Genomic DNA, 17,545 nt, shown 5'->3' on the forward strand with positions numbered 1-17,545 from the left:
AATTAGCTCCGTTTCACCGCCTTGTCTTTTTCGCATAATAATGATAGTAGATTATGCTGGAGAGGGGGGGAAAAGTTAATAAAAAAATAATTTTTTTCGGAGATTTTGGTATTGATGATGCAGTAGCGTTAATTTATGCGAATAAAACATGCAAATTAGATATTATAGGTATCGTTGCAGAGTATGGTAATGTATCACGGGAAATTGTCACGGAAAATGTTTATTTTTTAGAAAAATATTATGCTACAGAAGTGAAGATTATTGAAGGTGCTAGTAGACCGATGACAGCTGAAGAACCTTTATTTTTCCCTGAAATTCATGGAGATCACGGTTTAGGTCCCATCATACCACCGAAAATGAGGATTTGTGGTAGGGGAAATTTTTGTGAATTGAGTAAATTAATTGAGCCTTGTCCAGAAGATATTATTATTGTGGCGACGGGAAGATTAACGACACTTGCAACATTATTTTTATTGTATCCCAATTTAATGAATCGGGTTTGTTCCTATTATATAATGGGCGGTGCTTTTCTATTTCCAGGTAATGTAACACCAGTATCGGAAGCTAATTTTTACGGCGATCCAATTGCGGCGAATATTGTTATGAAATATGCAAAGAACGCTACTATATACCCTTTAAATGTAACACAACGTGCTCTTATTACCCCTAAAATGGTCGATATTATTGATAAAGAAGGTACAGGACAGGCGAAACTCATTAAACCAATGATTGATTTTTATTACGAGAACTTTTACAAAAAAGAATATCCAGGTATTGGTGGGAGTCCGATTCATGATTTACTTCCGTTTATTTCGTTTATTAATGATGATATTTTTGAATATGAAAAATCGGCAGTTTGGATTAGTACGACGAATGATGTAACGAGAGGTCAAAGTGTTGCGGATTTTAGAAAAATAGCTGAGCCGACAACATTTGATAATCGGCCTGTACAAAGAATTGCGGTCGATTTTAGTTATGAAGCCTTTAAGGAAGAATTTATGAGGACGATATTGAAGCCAGATTGTTCTTAGTGTAGATAAGTATATGAATCTGAGCAGTAAAAGAACAATCTGTACTGAAGGTTATAAATATAAAATCAGTCCCAAATATCCGGACGTTCTACATTCATTGTCCGCATATAATCTAACATTTGTCCTGTATGGACACCTTCATGATATGCAGTTCTTAAAAGCATGTCCCCTAAACTTCGAATATAGTCAGTATACCCAAGTTCGGCTAGTTCTGAACGATCGATTTGTATGTTTGTTAAATCCTCTGCTGCTAGAGAGGCAATAAAATTGATGAATTGATTACGAAAAGACTTAGAAAAATTAAGTTCATCGTCAAGTGTAGTAAATGCTTTTGTTTCAAAAGGAGATTGTACATTTTGAGCCTTGCCATGATTTTTTAATATTTGTAAATAATAGTAATCGCATTCTAGTACATGTCTAATCATTTCTTTGCAACTTAGTGCTTCAGTATCTGGTCTCCAATCCAATCGATCTTTTGGGATAGCTGTCCAAACTTTTATACTGCGTCTTCGTATTTCTGATAAATTTAACAATAGTAGGTCAGTGTTATTCAAATGAATCCCCCATTTTAAAGTTATTCTATTTTATCTATAATGAATTTTGAGTTAAATATCAAATGTAAGTTCGATACGTGCTGAAATTTGATTCAAAGAATAAGTTTACACGGTTTGAATGGTTAGAGAAATATATGATTTCTTTAAGGACGAATAACTTATGAAAAATGTAACATAACTAATGGTAAGCAATTGTTTCTAATTATAATTTTTATTGGTCAATTATAAAGGAGGAAATGATATGATTTGGTCTTTAATAGTCGGTGGTATATTAGGTTGGTTTGCAAGTTTAATTACTGGAAAAGATGTACCGGGCGGTGTAATTGGTAATATTATTGCGGGTATTGTCGGTTCTTGGCTTGGAACAGCGTTACTTGGTAAATTTGGACCTGTTATAGGCGGATATGCGATTGTTCCGGCTTTAATAGGCGCGATTGTTTTGATTTTCATCGTAAGCTTTATATTCCGTGCAATGCGGAAATGAATACAGGGGACTGTTTACATTTGTAAGCAGTCCCTTTGAATTATGTGGTCTAATCTGTTATGCTACTGTTATACAATCAGGAGGTGTCAGCATTTGAAATCATATACAGTAAATTTCCATCAAGAAGATAATGCAAAAGCGACAACAGTACATAAATTAAGTGAAGAGGACTTCAATAAAGCAACAGAAAAAGGTACTCGTCATCTATTTGATTTAGATACAAACGTTGGTTTCTTTGTATTCTTTGACGCAGAAGATGCAGAAGGAAATGATCAATACTTAATGTTACAATATGAAGGAGATCACGAAGAGCCAAGTGCTTGCTACGGATTTGATTTGAAATTATACTATCAATTTTTAGCATTATATTTAAACGATCTTGAATTCCAAGGTGAAACAAATGAAGAAGAGGAAGAATATGGTCCGATTCATCATTTAGCACACTTACTTTACCATATTGTTGAAGATGGTAAATCTATTGAAGTATAAAATACATAATTGAAGCTGTCCTTTAATAGGGCAGTTTTTTTACTTTTCATGATTATGATGAATACTGCGATATACATAACAATAAATGGAATTCTGATAGCGACAAATGGTTTGATTAAACTTCAGAAATCCACAATATGAAACCAGCAGGGAAAGATTAATCATTTCCTGCTGGTTTTTTGCATTTAAATAAGCTTTTTTGACAGCTTATTTAAAGATTTATAAAGAGGATTGTAACAAGTAAGGAGAGAAGGTGTGTATACAAGGAGATGAATAAGATGATTAACAATACAATTCCAAGCTTTTTAAAGCTTTTGGAAAGCAATGATATAGGATTACATGACTTGAACAAATATTATGATATGCACCCAGAAGCATTCGAAGAGTATTTTAAGTTTCATTGTCCGAAAACAGAAGAACGCCTTTCGAGTGCGATTGAAAAGTATCCTGCAAAACTAGAAGATATTCTTATGATTTCGGAAACTTTACCATCTATTATTAAAGAAGTAAGTGAAGGCTATCGTGCTCAATTTGGCCTTGAGGTAAATGTAACATTTCATTTATTTGTTGGCGCATTTGGTTCCAATGCATTTGTGGAAAGACAGATTATTGGGGATATCTATTTTGCGGTAGAAAAATTACCTCCTGTAAGGGAACATCTTCGTGTTATCGTTGCTCATGAAATCGGACATATATATCATAATTTCGTATTACAAGAGAGCGGAATGGATTGGACTAATGCTGAATGGACTGATGCGTCGGTAAGTTTGTATCGTGAAGGTGTTGCAACTTATCTGTCAAAACAAATTGTTAAAGATTTAAGTGAGTCTGTTTACTATTCATATAATAGTGACGGTGATCCATGGTTCCAATGTTATAAAGAAAATGAGAAGCAGATTAAGAAACGTTTTTTACAAGATTACATTGAAGGATGGACAGCTGAAAAAGAGAAAGAATGGTTCCGTCTATCAGGCGGGGATTATTTCGGATACAATCGACTCGGTTATTTTTTGGGAACATCTTATATGGAGTATGCAGTACATACTTTCGGGGAAAGAGAAGCACTTACTTTTTGGAGTGAAAATAATTTGAAGAGTAGTGTAATGGAATGGTTACAAAAGTGAATATGTTGAAGAGGGGGCTGAAAATGATGAAAGTATATATGAAAGTACTTATATTTTTTCTGATTTTAACGTGTGTAATGGCATTAACCGCTTGTAAGAGTACAGAAGAAAAGAAACAAACAAATCCAACATCAGAAAATAGTACGGAAGAAAAGAACGATAAGCCGGAAACGAGTAAAAAGAATGAGGAGACTGCTCCGAAAAAAGAGAAAGACCCTGTGGAAAAACCAAAAGATCAAGACTCATCAAAACCTTCAAAAGACTCTAATCCAAAATCAATTAACCATATTAAAGATTTATTTGAGCTAGCGAAAGAAGGTAAAGTACCTAATGTTCCATATGCAGCACATTCAGGTGATATTGAAGAAATAGAGAAGGCATGGGGGAAAGCAAATAAGACGGAGCAAGCAGGAAACGGGATGTATGCGACGTTTACAAATAAAAATGTTGCATTTGGCTTTAATAAAGGATCACAAGTCTTTGACGTGCGATCTTACCATTCAGAACTTAAAGTGATTACGTTACAAGAGATCGAAAAGGCTTTAGGAAAACCAGCGTCTGTTAAAGCCAACGGTAATGATAAAATATACATTTATAAAGTAAATAATCAGTTTGAGTTGAAATTCGTTATTCCGAAATCTACTGGTAAAGTAGATCATATTTCTGTGTTCTCACCGGAGGATAGTATTAATAAAATGGCAGGTTAAATAAAAGAGCTGTTCCTATAGGGACAGCTCTTTTACTTTGCTTTTTTCTAACGATTGAACAAAAAAAGCTTGAATAATACCGCCAATTATTAATAAGAAGGCACAAATATAAAATAGAGTACTGCCGCTAAATTTGCTTAATAATAGTGCACCTACAAAAGGCCCGCAAGTCCTTGAAATATCCCAATGTATACCGTAAATAGAAAAGTACAATCCACGTCTATGACTTGGAGCGATTTGTGAAACGAATCGTAGTAAATGATTTAAAGCAATACTTTCCCCAATTACTAAAAAGAGTAATGTAAAGAATAATGACCATATTGTTGTGGAATAACCGTAGCCAATCGCAGCTAAAGTAAAGCTAGTATAAGAAATAACAATGATTTTAGGCATAGAAAATCGCTCAGACCATTTCACAAGGAAAATTTGAAGAATAACTTCCATGACTGCTTTACAAGTTGAGATAAATACAAGTATGAATAGAAAATCTGGAAATATACTTTCGGCGAATATACGATAGTTCGATTCGGTTTGAGCATAGAAAAAACTAATAGGTAGCGTAGAAACCATAAGTCCAAACACAGCGTAATGTTTCGAAATGAAATGTTTTGGTGAATATACTTCTTTCGTTTTATTAACGTTTTTTATGAGTGGAACTGTTTCAGGAAGCTGAGTCCATACGAGTACAGCATAAAGAGTAAGAGTCACACCTTGTGCAATAAATAAGTACTCAGGATGACTATTATAGAAAAAAGCACCGATTAATGGGCCGATTACAGAGCCAATTGCTCCCATCGTTTGCAGAACCGCAAATATTTCGGCCTGTTGTTCTGCTCTTGTTAAGTCAGCAATTTGAGCGCGCTGTGCCGGAATGTATAAAGAGCGGCCAATACCATTTACGACATATAATAAGGCGAAAAAGGCGACGGATTCAGCAAAAACGAATCCACTTACGGCGAAAGCTTGTAAAATTAAGCCGAGTAACATGATTTTCTTACGACCGTATTTATCTGTTGCACCTCCAGCAATTAATGTAAATACAATATCAGCGAGAGGCTGTAATCCGAAAAGAAGCATTGTAACGATGACATTACCATTTAACACTTTATTAACGTGAACGATAAAAATGATAGCTAACATTGCTTCAGTCGTCCGGACTAACAATTCACCGAACAACCGAATGAGGATTGGCCTGTTATAACGTTTTAAAAGATGATTCATTTCTAATTCCTCCTTTCTATATTAAAATGATAAGATGGAAGCTACAAATGAAAAAGGGTAGAATGAAAGGGGAAGATTTTTCATCTTTTAGGGGGGCGTTTTATGAGCATTTTGGAGCAATATATGAGCCTATGGCTCCAGTATGGAAAAGGGAGAGCAGAGGGGGAGCAATTAGAAATAACAATACAAAATATATCCGAAACATTATTTTGTACAGAGCGGAATAGTAAACTAATCATAAAAAAATTAGAAGAATTACATTGGATTGTGTGGTTTCCTGGCCGAGGAAGAGGGAATCGTTCAAAGTTGTTATTTCAAAAACATCCGCTTTCCTTAATTTTAGAAAGAGGAAAAGAAATAACGAAACAAGGGGACGTAAAAAGCGGAAACGCGTTTATTGAAAGGTATATCTCGTATTTCCCATCGCTCCAAGCTCAATTTCAAACTTGGATAGATTCGATATTTGGTTATCAAGTTGAAAGGACATCTCAAGGGAGAAGAGATGTGCTCCGCTTGCAAGTTCAAATGAATCTAGACATTGCATTAGATCCTGTATACGCTACGATGCGTTCGGAATGTCATATGGTCAAACATATATATGACACGTTAGTGTATGTAGACGGAAGTACAAACAATGTAGAGCCACGACTGGCGTTTTATTGGGAGTATGATGATCAGAAACATATATGGACCTTTTACTTACGAAAAGGTGTTCAGTTTCATAACAGGAAAGAATTTATCGCGCATGACGTTATACATACATTTGAACGGTTCTTGAAAGCTAAAAATAATCCGCATGCTTGGATGTTACAGCATGTAGAAAGCTTACATATACTAGATGACTACATTGTGGAGATTCATTTATCTACAGATAATAAGTTATTTTTACATGTTTTAAGTTCAGAACAGTGTTCTATTGTGAGTGAAGATGAAAAAGGTAATTTAATTGGTACAGGACCGTTTCAGTTATGTGAAAATAATGAGGATGTATTCGTACTAGAAGCACATGATTATTATTTTCGAGAGCGACCTTTTCTCAACCGAATTGAATTATGGAATGTAGAGCACAGTGTTAATACGTACGATGTTTTAGCGAAAGCACGATATAAAGATATAGAAAAGCATCATAAAGAACTAACTCGACTTGAGTCGAATGTAACATACATTACGTTAAATACTGCAAAAGAAGGGCCCATGCAAGATAAGACGTTTCGGAAAGCTTTATATAAAATCATTCATAGCAAGGCGATTGTTGCGGAATTACAAGGAGCGCGCGGAGAGATAGCCGAAGAATTGGTGCTAACAAAGAGTGGTACAATACATATAAATGAGGACATAAATACTCTTATTAAAGAAAGTTCTTACCGTAATGAGACATTGCGACTATACACATTTACAGGACAAGATCATGTTGAAGACTCCAATTGGATACAAAAAGAGTGTACGAAATACGGAATTAAAATTGATATTGAATTTCTTGAAACAGAAGAGTTGTTGCAAATAAGTACGATACAAAAGGCTGATATTATGCATGATAGTGCGACAATTAGCGAGCGTATTGAAGAAAGTTTACTATACATGTTTCTTACAAAAAACAGTTTTATTCATCAGCAAAGTAATATAAACTTTAACGAAACATTGCAGCCGTACTTTATGGAGAGTAAAGTAGAGAAGCGACTTACACTGTTACGCGATATTGAGGATACACTGTTACGTCAAATTCATATCATTCCTTTGTATCGTAACAAACAGCAAGTAAGTTCACACGAAAAAATACAAAATATAATAATTAATTCACAAGGTTGGATTGATTTTTATGAAATATGGTTTAAGCTATGATATATAAGGGTTCTTACGCATTTTTTATGAGATGTGTAAGAGCCTTTTTTGTGTGCAAGACATGTTTGTTTTACGCATTGTTACGCTATTTGCGATAAAAGTCTATTTACAGCGTAACAGTGTTATGTTACATTGATATTAGGAAGGAGTGTTATACAGTTGAGTACAGATTTAATTTCAAAAAAAGATTTATTAGAGCTAACTGGTATTTCATACGGACAGTTATATAGGTGGAAGAGAAAAAATTTAATACCGGAAGATTGGTTTGTACGGAAGTCAACGTTCACAGGTCAGGAAACATTTTTTCCGAAAGAAAAGATATTAGAGCGTATTGATAAAATTCAAACGATGAAAGAAGATCTATCACTTGATGAATTGGCAAATATGTTTTCACCAAGCGTAACAGAGATTTTTTTAACAAAAGAAGATCTCATCCGTAAAGGAATTACATCAGAGACTGTTTTACAATTTTTCATGGAGCAAACGAACAAAACGGCAGATTTTCAATTTGCAGATATTCTTTATGTATACGTGTTAGAAGAACTTCTTCAATCAGGAGACGTTAGCTTAGAAGAAGGGAAAATGGTTTTACAAGTTTTACGTGAAAATTATGAAGCGATTAAACATAAAAATTGTGACTTAGTTATTATTCGGAAGTTAGGGATTTCTACATGCTTCTTAGTATCAAGCGTTGAGGATTTAATCTTTGAAAAGGGAACAAAGATTGTTTTACGTGTAGCAATTATGAAATATACCGAAGCATTAAAAACTAAACTGTTGTAGTGGAGGAGAAATAATGCGTACAGAAAATTTAATTATAAATGGATATGGTTCATCAAACGGTGGAGAGTTTCATAAAGTGCAACTAAATGGAAAAGGAACTGTTAATGGAAACGTTGAATGCGACCAATTTGAATGTAATGGTTACGGAACTGTTACTGGTGATTTGAAAAGTGGCGATGCGAGAATTAGCGGATCAGGCAAAGTTGAGGGTACAGTTAGTGCAAAAACGATGCGAATCGATGGGAAAGGGACAATTACACAAGATGTAAAGGCGACCACTTTGAAAATTGCAGGAAAAGGGACGATAGGTGGTAATGTAACTGGTGAAGAATTTAAAATCAATGGTCAAGCGACGATTGATGGTAATTGTGAAGTTGATATTTTTTCTTCAGAAGGGCAATTTACAGTTGGTGGATTACTAAGCGCAGATGAAATTAATATAAATATTCACGGTACATGTAGAGCGAAAGAAATTGGTGGCCAAACCATTAAAGTAAAACATAGATTGAGCGCTTTTAGTAGACTATTTAAAACAGTATTTGGCTTACAGTTAGAAGCTGAATTGTTAGAAGGTGACAATATCGATATTGATTATGCGCACATAAAAACGGTAAGGGGAAACAATGTTACAGTAGGACCGAACTGTGAGATTGAACTTATTGAATATACTGGTGTTCTTACTGTTGATAAAAGTGCAAATGTAAAAGAAATTAAGCAGGTTTAAAGGAAGGGAGAAATGAGTATGGGACATCAACATAGTCTTACTGTCAATGGTTCTGGTAGTTCAGCAGGTGGAGATTATAACAAAGTGAAGATACGCGGCGAAGGAACGATTTCTAATGATATGAGTTGTAATGAATTTAAAACGTACGGCACGAGTGATGTACGTGGCAATATGAAAGTGAAAAATTATGTCGTGTATGGAGATAGTGAAGTACAAGGAAATGTAACTGCGGAATATGTAAAAGTATACGGAAATACACAAATGAATAGTGATGCTCATATTGAAAAAATAAAAGTAAGGGGTATGATAGAAGTTAAGGGGAAGTTAACTGGTGATTTCGTAGATGTGAAAGGCGCTTTAAATGTGAAAGGAGATATCGAACTAGAGGAATTATCATTAACGGGTGGTCTTGAAAGTGATGGATTACTTAATGCTGAAAATATAGAAATTTCACTTCGTTATGAAGGAAGTAAAGTGAGAGAAATTGGTGGTAAGAAGATTTCCGTTCGTAAAAAAGCGAGATTCATTCCATTTACAAGTGACGCAGGAAGCCTTCAAACGTCTATCATTGAAGGAGATGAGATTTATTTAGAGCATACGATTGCTGAAGTAGTAAGAGGAAACAACGTTACCATTGGTCCAGGATGTGAAATTAGTGTTGTAGAATATCATACTAGTTTTAACCAAAAAGGTAATGCAGTCGTAAAAGAACATAAACAAATATAAGTAATGCGAGGGAGAGCAAGGTTATGGTTGAGAAGAATAATAAGCTCGGCTTTGTTGTGGCGGGCTTATTGCTAGGTATTTTAATGGCATCAATGGATAATACCATTGTCGTAACAGCGATGGGAACGATTGTTGGTGACTTAGGAGGCCTTGAAAACTTTGTATGGGTCGTTTCTGCCTATATGGTCGCAGAAATGGCAGGCATGCCGATTTTCGGTAAACTATCAGATATGTATGGTAGAAAGAGATTCTTTATTTTCGGTTTAATCGTCTTTATGATTGGTTCGGCACTTTGTGGAACTGCTGAAAATATTACACAGTTAGGTATTTATCGTGCCATTCAAGGTATTGGCGGCGGGGCACTAGTGCCGATCGCATTTACTATCGTTTTTGATATTTTCCCTCCAGAAAAACGCGGGAAAATGGGTGGATTATTCGGAGCAGTATTTGGTTTATCAAGTATTTTCGGGCCATTACTTGGCGCATATATTACGGATTATATTAGCTGGCACTGGGTATTTTATATTAACTTACCACTTGGAATTTTAGCACTTATTTTTATTACATTATTTTATAAAGAGTCACGAGTTCATAGAAAGCAAAAGATTGATTGGTTTGGCGCAATTACTTTAGTTGGTGCAGTAGTTTGTTTAATGTTTGCCCTAGAACTAGGCGGACAAAAATATGATTGGGATTCTAGCTTTATTTTAAGTTTATTTGCTGGGTTCGCTATTTTAGTAATTGCTTTTATTGTTATTGAACGAAAAGTAGAAGAACCAATCATTTCATTTGAGATGTTTAAACAACGTTTATTCGGAATGAGTACAATTATTGCATTATGTTACGGGGCTGCATTTATGTCAGCAACTGTGTACATTCCGTTATTTATTCAAGGTGTATATGGCGGGACTGCAACAAACTCAGGATTGTTACTTTTACCGATGATGTTAGGATCAGTCGTAACAGCGCAGTTAGGCGGATTTTTAACGACTAAGCTTAGCTACCGAAACATTATGATTATTTCTGCTGTTATTATGCTACTTGGATTATTCTTATTAAGCACGTTAACGCCAGAAACAAGTCGTGTATTATTAACGATTTATATGATTATTATCGGATTTGGAGTCGGTTTCTCATTCTCTGTACTAAGTATGGCAGCTATTCACAACTTCGGTATGGAACAACGCGGGTCTGCGACTTCAACGAGTAACTTCATTCGTTCATTAGGTATGACGCTTGGTATTACGATCTTTGGAATGATTCAAAGAACTGGTTTCCAGAACCAGCTAGAAGAGGCATTTAAAGGTATGAGCGGGGGGATGAATACGAACGCTTTAGGAGATTCAAGAGCTATTCTATCAGAATCGGCAAGATCTCAAATTCCGCCGCAAATATTAGATAAAATTATTGACGCTCTTTCTAGTTCAATCGTTCAAACATTTATGTGGGCGTTAGTACCAGCAGGTTTAGCATTAGTATTCATTTTCTTTATGGGAAATGAGCGCATGGTATTTAAGAAAAAACAAAACAAGGTAAAAAGTGAAACATCAAAAGCGTAAAGAAAAAGCTCCTTTCAATTTTGAAAGGAGCTTTTTTCATATGTACGGATTTAGATTAGCCTTCGATAATTTCGTATTCTTCGTCTGCTAATAATAAAATTTGTGTTTTCTTACCCTTGTTTTGAACTTCGATTACATCGTATGTACCTAAGTCTCTTAGTTTGCTCTGAGAAGCGTTAACCATAACTTCCATAGAATCAATTAAGATATCTTCTTCAATGTATGATTCAGGCAATGCCATATCTTCAGTTTCTAATACACATGCGTATAGATTTTGTAAGTTTTCAGCAGCTGGGTTTTGTTCCTCAACATCAATGATGTTTTTTATTGCTTCCATATTTTCTTCTTTTGCTTGGTACACTTTAATTTTAGCCATTGTTTTAATCTCCTTTATAACGTAATCGTAGAGGCTACACCTCATTATAACGCTTTTTCATTGAAAGATGAAATTGTTATATGTATTTATAGTAAAAATTATGTGTTATTACTTATTATTGATGTAATTTCCTTATTAATGTTATGAATAAATAATTATATCCTTACGTTAAAATTATATTGTCCAAGCTTTTCTTATATCCCGCTCATATTATGTGTATTAGATAAAAACATATAGGGAAGGGATTGAATGTAAGTGGATTGCGAGCCGAAACGAAATTGTAAATGTTGTCAAAATAGCATATGTGAATTTTTACAAAGTCTAGAACCTTTTACTAAGGTTGAGAGTATCGTAATAGCCGGAAAGGAAATTGTTGTATCCTATTTTCTTTCATTTAACAAGATGAAAGGTATCGTGTCATTTGTACAAGAGGACAATGATGTTATTTTTGTAGATTGTTCAAAGATTGATGCGATTCGAATAGGAAAAGTGTGTAGTTGTAAAGCAAAAGTTAAATTTATTGAAGAGGATTTTAGTCTCCTTGGAAATGTTTGTCCACAGTGTTTAACGGAGGGAAGCACACTCTTTTTCGACTTTTATAATTCTGAATTGAATTTATCTCTACAAGCAGAAACAATTGATGCGCCTAGATGTATTGAATTTACAGATGAACTTGGGAATGTAGTAAAGCAAATTACAATAGTAGGTGAAGCGATTGTTTCTAAAGATTTTGTTCAAGTGCCAGAACTATTAGATTTTCGATTGATATTATCGGATACGGCTGCAAATCCTTTGAACTTCGGATTACTGTTCATTAATTTCCCAGATCTTACGTTTATTATTCTTTTCGCATCGAGTGGATACCTCAACATTTCGAACTGTTTGAGAATAGAGAGTGGAACTGGTAATGCTGAAATAGAAGAGTTGAAAAAGATGGTAAAGAATGACGATAATACGTACACATCAATTATTCAGTTGACTAAAATATATACAAATGGCGCTACAGAATCCTTTACTTCTAAGAAGGAGAAATAACGTATTTATATTGATTAACCCTCTTACAAGATAATGAGGGTTTTTACATATACGAATTGGATTGTATGAACGAAAAAATTGCTTTGTTAATATGAATGTTAGAAGTAAATAGGATGGTTAGTTATATTTTTTATTGCTATGTACAAATTTCTATCAGGATACGGTTTTTTACAATAATTTATGAAGGGACCCATTACAGTAAAGCTAGAAAAATATTATTTAAGTGAACTTAAATGTAATGAAAGAGGTCAATTTGTAAAGCAACTAAGAAAAGGGCTACTTCAATAGCCCTTTTCTTAATTATGTAGATTACTGTTGGTAGTCTTTACATTACATAGTTATTCGGAATTGATATCAAGTTAAATCAAGGATTGATTAATTTATTTACTAAATTCTTTTTGAGCTCCCATATAGCTTCCGATGATATTTTGATAACTTGGAAGATGCTTAGCAAGTAAAGCTCCAAAGCCTTCAACATCATTTCGCCAGTCGCGCTGTAATTCAGCTGCAACGCTAAACCAGTTCATGAGTTGTACCCCTCCATGAGCCATACGCATAAGAGCGGCATCAGCAACTTGTTTACTAAAAGTTCCAGATGCATCCGTTACAACAAATACCTCATACCCTGCATTTACAGCTGATAGAGCCGGGAACGCAACACAAACATCAGTAACTACGCCTGCGATAATTAGCTGTTTTTTACCCGTTGCTTCAATAGCTTTTACAAATTCATCATTGTCCCACGCGTTAATTTGTCCAGGACGCGCTATTTTAGGAGCATTTGGAAATAGTTCAATTAATTCCTGCATGAGTGGACCATTAGGACCGTCTTCGAAGCTAGTCGTTAAAATAACCGGCAAATCAAAAAAACTAGCGGTATTAGCAAGAGCCAAAACATTATTCTTGAACTCATCAACACCATAGTCACGCACTAGGCTAGAAATCAGGCCAGTTTGATGATCCACTAGAAGAACAGCGGCATCACTTTTTGAAAGACGAGAATAGAAATCAGACATTTTATAATCCCCCTTAAAAAGCTTAGTTATAAATAAATCTTACAGTTATTTAGATAGATTTGGTATACGTATAAAATTTTATCAATAAATATGTTTTATTTAGATAAAAAGATGTGTATTTTAAAATCAAAAAAGTGAAGTTTTCTTTTTTGAATAGATGTTATAATAATTTTATATTTGTGAATAATTTATAATTATATGAAGTTTAAGTGTAATAGGCGTTTGCTTATATGACGAATAAACGGATGAGTAAAAAAAGTTATTTAAGTGGATTCATAAAGATATAGAGTTATATTGACTTTATAGAAAGCGGGAATGTAAATGATATATGAAGCAAATATACATACTAGAAAAAATTAGTTTCTCTGTTTGAGGATTTTAATAATGTTGTGTTACTTTCTTATTTACAAGGACATATGGGCACCGCTTGGGTAAATAATCTTGAAAATCCGACAATAGCGCAAGTTACAGTAGGGATTTTCACATTTTATACTGGAGATCCAAATGTGAAGGAAACAGACGAGTTATTACGTAACATTCCTGATAGAATGTTAGTAATCGTAAATAGTGAAGAGTGGAAAAAGCGTTTAGAAACATTTTACGAAAGAAAAATAGATAAGTTTTTACGCTATAAATTTAAACGGAATGCGGAAGTTTTCGATCATTCAAAATTACAATCGTTTATATCAGCGCTTCCAAAAGGATACGAGTTACGAAGAATCGATGAACATATCGTAAATATCCCTACATTACATAAGGTCTCCGAAGATTTTACAAGTCAATTTCAAACGGTAGAAGATTATATAAATCGAGGTATAGGTTATAGTATTTTGTATAAAGGAGAAGTTGTATGCGGTGCATCATCGTATAGTATATATGATAATGGCATTGAAATTGAAGTTGCGACTGATCACAATCATAGAAGAAAAGGATTAGCAACTATAGTTAGTGCAGCGTTAATCTTGGACTGTTTAGAAAAAGGGATATATCCAAACTGGGATGCAGCAAATACTACATCTGCAAAACTAGCAGAAAAGCTAGGATATGTTTTTGATAAGACGTATGATACTTATTTTGTGAATAATAGGTAATTGAACGAGTTTGTACGAATTGAATTGTACAACATAAAAAAGGACTAATTAAATTAACATCAATTGGTCCTTTTTTATAATTACAAAGATAAAATATACAAAGATAATTTTACCTAAGCTAAAGGCATTAAGAGAGATGTTAATTAATAGTATTAGAGGGGAGAACAACGACAAGATTGTTTTCATTAGAAGTATTGATAAATTCTATTGGAAAAGGTGAGAGTAAAAAAACGATATGAATCATAAAGATGAAGTGATTCCACAACAATTTAGGTATAAAAACCGACTTTATTAAGTCGGTTTTTATTTATAAACAATAAGGTGCTTTCAATATTAAATTGCTGTTACATGGATATTATAAAATGAAGAATAGATTTTGAAAGTTTCTTCGAAAATATGGTTATCTTTTTTACTATTGAACTTAATTAACGTATCATTGTATTTTTCCACGTTGAGAGTTAAGAAATTCTATTTTTTATAGGTAAATATACATGAAAATTAAGTATATTAAGTTATGTGTATTTGACTATTAAAGAGAGAGTACTCTTTTTATTTGTAAATGATAAAAGTGTCTATGATACAAACCCACGCATTAATAGAAGACAAACATATACAGTATAGAGAGTTAAAAAGTTCTAAATTTTTCATATAAAGGAGATTATAAAATATGAGTGAACAATGCCCAATTAATGTACCATGTCAGGTAGCGGGACAAACCCAAACACCATTAAGTGATGCTGCGGCAACACCAATTGTTACTCCAGGAGCACCAATCGTAAAAATACCAGTTGTATTAGCAGAAAGAACAATTCAAATTGTTGTAGAATCTGATATTTCATTAGATCCTCCAGCAACTGAGATTAAACGTGTGTTAAAAAATGTATTTTTAACACAATGTAAGTTAGTTCCTGTAGCATTTACTCCGGTAGTTGGTACACCTTACCGCCGAGTTACAAGAGGAAAATTATTTGTACAAGGGTATATTCGTAAAAATATTGAATATGCAAATGATGAGTGTAATGGGGTTCTATATGACCGCATTGCAAATGTTCCATTTTCTGGTTTTGCAGATCTAACAGAAGCTGATTTCCTATCACTAGCTTTAGTAGCTTCTTCCTCAGACACTACTTCTCATTTTATTAATCCTAACAACGGTGATTTACCACGTTTAGACAAATATTTCTTCGAAAATGCAGTTTTTTATAACGAACAACCATATTGTGAATTAGTAAGCGCACAATTTTTCGAATTAGACTTTTCACCTTGTCCAACAGAATTAAACGAGCCATTTGGAACTCTTCGTGAAAAAATTGTACTAGATCTTACTTTAAAAGTTTTACAAGTACAACAAGTACAAGTATAAAAATAAAAAAGCATTGTCTTTATTAAAAAGACAATGTCTTTTTTATTATTATAAAACATATATAATGATGAAATGGTCGCGTAAAAATAATATATTTTTATGGATTTCATCAGATGGGGGGATGGTGATGGATAAGCCATTGGTTGGTAAAGGAATATGGAACAAAGTTTACAAAGGGAAAATGCTGAATGTTCAAGATGATTCGCGTGAAATAAGAGAAAAAAAGAAAAGTAAAGAAACAGAGTCAAAAAAAGAAGATAAAGTAATTGGAATAGAGAAAGAAAGTGAAGAAACTGAATTGAAAAAAGAAGATAAAGCAATTAAATCAGAGAAAGAAAGTGAAGAAACAGAGTCAAAAAAAGAAGATAAAGTAATTGGGATAGAGAAAGAAAGTGAAAAAACTGGAGTAGCAAAAGAAAATAAAGCGATTGGATTAGTGAAAGAAGAGGTGGAAATTGAATCAGTAAAAGAGTATGCAGAAAGAGAATTAGAGAAAGAAGAAATAACAATAGAATCAAAGAAAGAAAGTGAAGAGACTGAACCAGCAAAAGAAAATAAAGTGATTGGATTAGAGAAAGTAGAAGTAGTAAATGAATCAGAGAAAAAAAGTGAAGAAACTGAATCAAAGAGAGAAAGTATAGGTTTAGGATCAAAAATAGAGACTTCAGTGCATTCAATGGTAGTGAAAACTCCATTTTCTATTATTTCAGAAGTGTCTAGCTTTAAAGTATTTCCAAAAATAAATGTGAAAAATCAAGATGAATTTGTATTTCGAAATGAAAAAGATGCAGAGGGGAGTGAATTAGATTCTAAGTTATTAACTACAGTGCAACAGTATCATTCGGAGGCTTATTGTAAATTAGTTTCTTTAAATCTTCATGAAAAGAGAGTGCTTGTTGAATTATATAATCAAAAAGTTAAAGGGAATAATGAAGAGAATAAGGTAGAGACATCTACATGGATACCTATCCACAGTATAATATTAGAGAGTGGAAATGAAGGAGAAGTAAATAATAGTATAACAGCCAGACTACCAATAGAAATAGGGAAGTATAAAGGTGAAATTAGTTTACGAGAAAAAGTTGTATTTACAGAAAAAGTCATAGGAATAAAAGAGGTGGAACAGGAGATTGTTTTGACAAAAACTGAATTCTTAGTGCCAAAAGTAAAAAAGAATGGACAAAATGCATTTACAGTTGAAAAAGGTAGCTTATTTGTAGAAGGCTATATTTATCAATGTATTGAATACATATCAGAACAAAGTACATTTCATGATAATGTGTATCAGTTAGCACAAAATATTGTATTGGAATTAATCATTCAAGTGATACAAGAACAGGAAGTACAAGTGCGAATTACATAAAAATGATTATATTCCCTTGATTAGCTCATTATTTTTATTCATTGCGTACCAAGGCGTAAT

17 protein-coding genes and 1 pseudogene are annotated in these 17,545 nt (G+C 33.6%); 14 read left to right on the forward strand and 4 right to left on the reverse strand.

The features are described from left to right. Positions 1–53 precede the first annotated feature (53 nt). Positions 54–1,031: a nucleoside hydrolase gene (locus ACP6L7_RS07950; protein ID WP_098361714.1), complete on the forward strand. Its 978-nt coding sequence runs from the start codon at positions 54–56 to the stop codon at positions 1,029–1,031. A gap of 65 nt (positions 1,032–1,096) precedes the next feature. Here the strand turns inward: ACP6L7_RS07950 and ACP6L7_RS07955 are convergent, their stop codons facing one another. Beyond that, a complete protein-coding gene (locus ACP6L7_RS07955) occupies positions 1,097–1,585 on the reverse strand; it encodes a DinB family protein (protein WP_097829463.1) in 489 nt (162 codons plus the stop codon). 241 nt (positions 1,586–1,826) lie between these two features. Between ACP6L7_RS07955 and ACP6L7_RS07960 the strand changes: the two genes are divergently transcribed. From ACP6L7_RS07960 to ACP6L7_RS07975, 4 genes are all read left to right on the forward strand, one after another. Then, positions 1,827–2,069, forward strand: a complete 243-nt coding sequence (locus tag ACP6L7_RS07960) for a GlsB/YeaQ/YmgE family stress response membrane protein (RefSeq protein ID WP_002013368.1) — start codon at positions 1,827–1,829, stop codon at positions 2,067–2,069. Between the two features lie 93 nt (positions 2,070–2,162). Then, on the forward strand, positions 2,163–2,558 hold the full coding sequence (locus ACP6L7_RS07965) for a hypothetical protein (protein WP_000844593.1): 396 nt from the start codon (positions 2,163–2,165) through the stop codon (positions 2,556–2,558). A gap of 278 nt (positions 2,559–2,836) precedes the next feature. After that, entirely contained in the window at positions 2,837–3,682 is an 846-nt protein-coding gene (locus ACP6L7_RS07970) for a DUF5700 domain-containing putative Zn-dependent protease (protein WP_097829461.1), read from the forward strand. A 23-nt stretch (positions 3,683–3,705) separates the two neighbouring features. Next, positions 3,706–4,389 carry a YjgB family protein gene (locus ACP6L7_RS07975; RefSeq protein WP_141533388.1) on the forward strand — a complete coding sequence of 228 codons (684 nt, stop codon included), beginning with the start codon at positions 3,706–3,708 and terminating at the stop codon, positions 4,387–4,389. Positions 4,390–4,404: 15 nt separating this feature from the next. Here ACP6L7_RS07975 and ACP6L7_RS07980 read toward each other — a convergent pair whose 3' ends face one another. Beyond that, entirely contained in the window at positions 4,405–5,610 is a 1,206-nt protein-coding gene (locus ACP6L7_RS07980; protein WP_097829460.1) for an MDR family MFS transporter, read from the reverse strand. A 102-nt stretch (positions 5,611–5,712) separates the two neighbouring features. Between ACP6L7_RS07980 and ACP6L7_RS07985 the strand changes: the two genes are divergently transcribed. The 5 genes from ACP6L7_RS07985 (at position 5,713) to ACP6L7_RS08005 (ending at position 11,241) form a co-directional block, all read left to right on the forward strand. Next, entirely contained in the window at positions 5,713–7,449 is a 1,737-nt protein-coding gene (locus ACP6L7_RS07985; RefSeq protein WP_098361715.1) for an ABC transporter substrate-binding protein, read from the forward strand. A gap of 159 nt (positions 7,450–7,608) precedes the next feature. Next, a complete protein-coding gene (locus ACP6L7_RS07990; RefSeq protein ID WP_097829458.1) occupies positions 7,609–8,232 on the forward strand; it encodes a YhbD family protein in 624 nt (207 codons plus the stop codon). Between the two features lie 13 nt (positions 8,233–8,245). Beyond that, positions 8,246–8,956, forward strand: a complete 711-nt coding sequence (locus tag ACP6L7_RS07995) for a bactofilin family protein (RefSeq protein WP_430529018.1) — start codon at positions 8,246–8,248, stop codon at positions 8,954–8,956. A gap of 18 nt (positions 8,957–8,974) precedes the next feature. After that, on the forward strand, positions 8,975–9,682 hold the full coding sequence (locus ACP6L7_RS08000; RefSeq protein ID WP_097829456.1) for a polymer-forming cytoskeletal protein: 708 nt from the start codon (positions 8,975–8,977) through the stop codon (positions 9,680–9,682). Positions 9,683–9,705: 23 nt separating this feature from the next. Next, the gene (locus ACP6L7_RS08005; protein ID WP_097829455.1) at positions 9,706–11,241 is read left to right on the forward strand and encodes an MDR family MFS transporter; all 1,536 of its coding nucleotides are present in this window, start codon (positions 9,706–9,708) and stop codon (positions 11,239–11,241) included. Positions 11,242–11,296: 55 nt separating this feature from the next. Here ACP6L7_RS08005 and ACP6L7_RS08010 read toward each other — a convergent pair whose 3' ends face one another. Beyond that, entirely contained in the window at positions 11,297–11,617 is a 321-nt protein-coding gene (locus ACP6L7_RS08010) for a hypothetical protein (RefSeq protein WP_430529019.1), read from the reverse strand. Positions 11,618–11,872: 255 nt separating this feature from the next. On the opposite strand from ACP6L7_RS08010, the gene ACP6L7_RS08015 reads away from it, so the two are divergent. Beyond that, the gene (locus ACP6L7_RS08015) at positions 11,873–12,652 is read left to right on the forward strand and encodes a BC_2878 family exosporium-associated protein (protein ID WP_097829453.1); all 780 of its coding nucleotides are present in this window, start codon (positions 11,873–11,875) and stop codon (positions 12,650–12,652) included. A gap of 380 nt (positions 12,653–13,032) precedes the next feature. On the opposite strand, the gene ycaC is transcribed toward ACP6L7_RS08015, so the two are convergent. Next, positions 13,033–13,668 carry an isochorismate family cysteine hydrolase YcaC gene (ycaC, locus tag ACP6L7_RS08020; RefSeq protein WP_097829452.1) on the reverse strand — a complete coding sequence of 212 codons (636 nt, stop codon included), beginning with the start codon at positions 13,666–13,668 and terminating at the stop codon, positions 13,033–13,035. Between the two features lie 321 nt (positions 13,669–13,989). Here ycaC and ACP6L7_RS08025 point away from each other — a divergent pair. The 3 genes and pseudogenes from ACP6L7_RS08025 to ACP6L7_RS08035 all read left to right on the forward strand — a co-directional run bounded on the left by ACP6L7_RS08025 (position 13,990) and on the right by ACP6L7_RS08035 (position 17,485). Next, positions 13,990–14,759: pseudogene (locus ACP6L7_RS08025) on the forward strand (GNAT family N-acetyltransferase). Between the two features lie 667 nt (positions 14,760–15,426). Further along, entirely contained in the window at positions 15,427–16,122 is a 696-nt protein-coding gene (locus ACP6L7_RS08030) for a CsxC family protein (RefSeq protein ID WP_097829450.1), read from the forward strand. A gap of 127 nt (positions 16,123–16,249) precedes the next feature. Then, positions 16,250–17,485 carry a BC_2427 family protein gene (locus tag ACP6L7_RS08035; protein ID WP_098361716.1) on the forward strand — a complete coding sequence of 412 codons (1,236 nt, stop codon included), beginning with the start codon at positions 16,250–16,252 and terminating at the stop codon, positions 17,483–17,485. Positions 17,486–17,545: the final 60 nt, after the last annotated feature.

This window comes from Bacillus silvicola (assembly GCF_050524305.1).
Taxonomy (GTDB): Bacteria; Bacillota; Bacilli; order Bacillales; family Bacillaceae_G; genus Bacillus_A; species Bacillus_A cereus_AT.

Coding starts and splice junctions, on each gene's coding strand:
- ACP6L7_RS07960 (WP_002013368.1), top strand. CDS start 1,827: ATGATTTGGTCTTTAATAGTCGGTGGTATATTAGGTTGGTTTGCAAGT.
- ycaC (WP_097829452.1), bottom strand. CDS start 13,668: ATGTCTGATTTCTATTCTCGTCTTTCAAAAAGTGATGCCGCTGTTCTT.
- ACP6L7_RS07985 (WP_098361715.1), top strand. CDS start 5,713: ATGAGCATTTTGGAGCAATATATGAGCCTATGGCTCCAGTATGGAAAA.
- ACP6L7_RS07950 (WP_098361714.1), top strand. CDS start 54: ATGCTGGAGAGGGGGGGAAAAGTTAATAAAAAAATAATTTTTTTCGGA.
- ACP6L7_RS07980 (WP_097829460.1), bottom strand. CDS start 5,610: ATGAATCATCTTTTAAAACGTTATAACAGGCCAATCCTCATTCGGTTG.
- ACP6L7_RS08035 (WP_098361716.1), top strand. CDS start 16,250: ATGGATAAGCCATTGGTTGGTAAAGGAATATGGAACAAAGTTTACAAA.
- ACP6L7_RS08000 (WP_097829456.1), top strand. CDS start 8,975: ATGGGACATCAACATAGTCTTACTGTCAATGGTTCTGGTAGTTCAGCA.
- ACP6L7_RS07975 (WP_141533388.1), top strand. CDS start 3,706: ATGATGAAAGTATATATGAAAGTACTTATATTTTTTCTGATTTTAACG.
- ACP6L7_RS07995 (WP_430529018.1), top strand. CDS start 8,246: ATGCGTACAGAAAATTTAATTATAAATGGATATGGTTCATCAAACGGT.
- ACP6L7_RS08005 (WP_097829455.1), top strand. CDS start 9,706: ATGGTTGAGAAGAATAATAAGCTCGGCTTTGTTGTGGCGGGCTTATTG.
- ACP6L7_RS08010 (WP_430529019.1), bottom strand. CDS start 11,617: ATGGCTAAAATTAAAGTGTACCAAGCAAAAGAAGAAAATATGGAAGCA.
- ACP6L7_RS08030 (WP_097829450.1), top strand. CDS start 15,427: ATGAGTGAACAATGCCCAATTAATGTACCATGTCAGGTAGCGGGACAA.
- ACP6L7_RS07970 (WP_097829461.1), top strand. CDS start 2,837: ATGATTAACAATACAATTCCAAGCTTTTTAAAGCTTTTGGAAAGCAAT.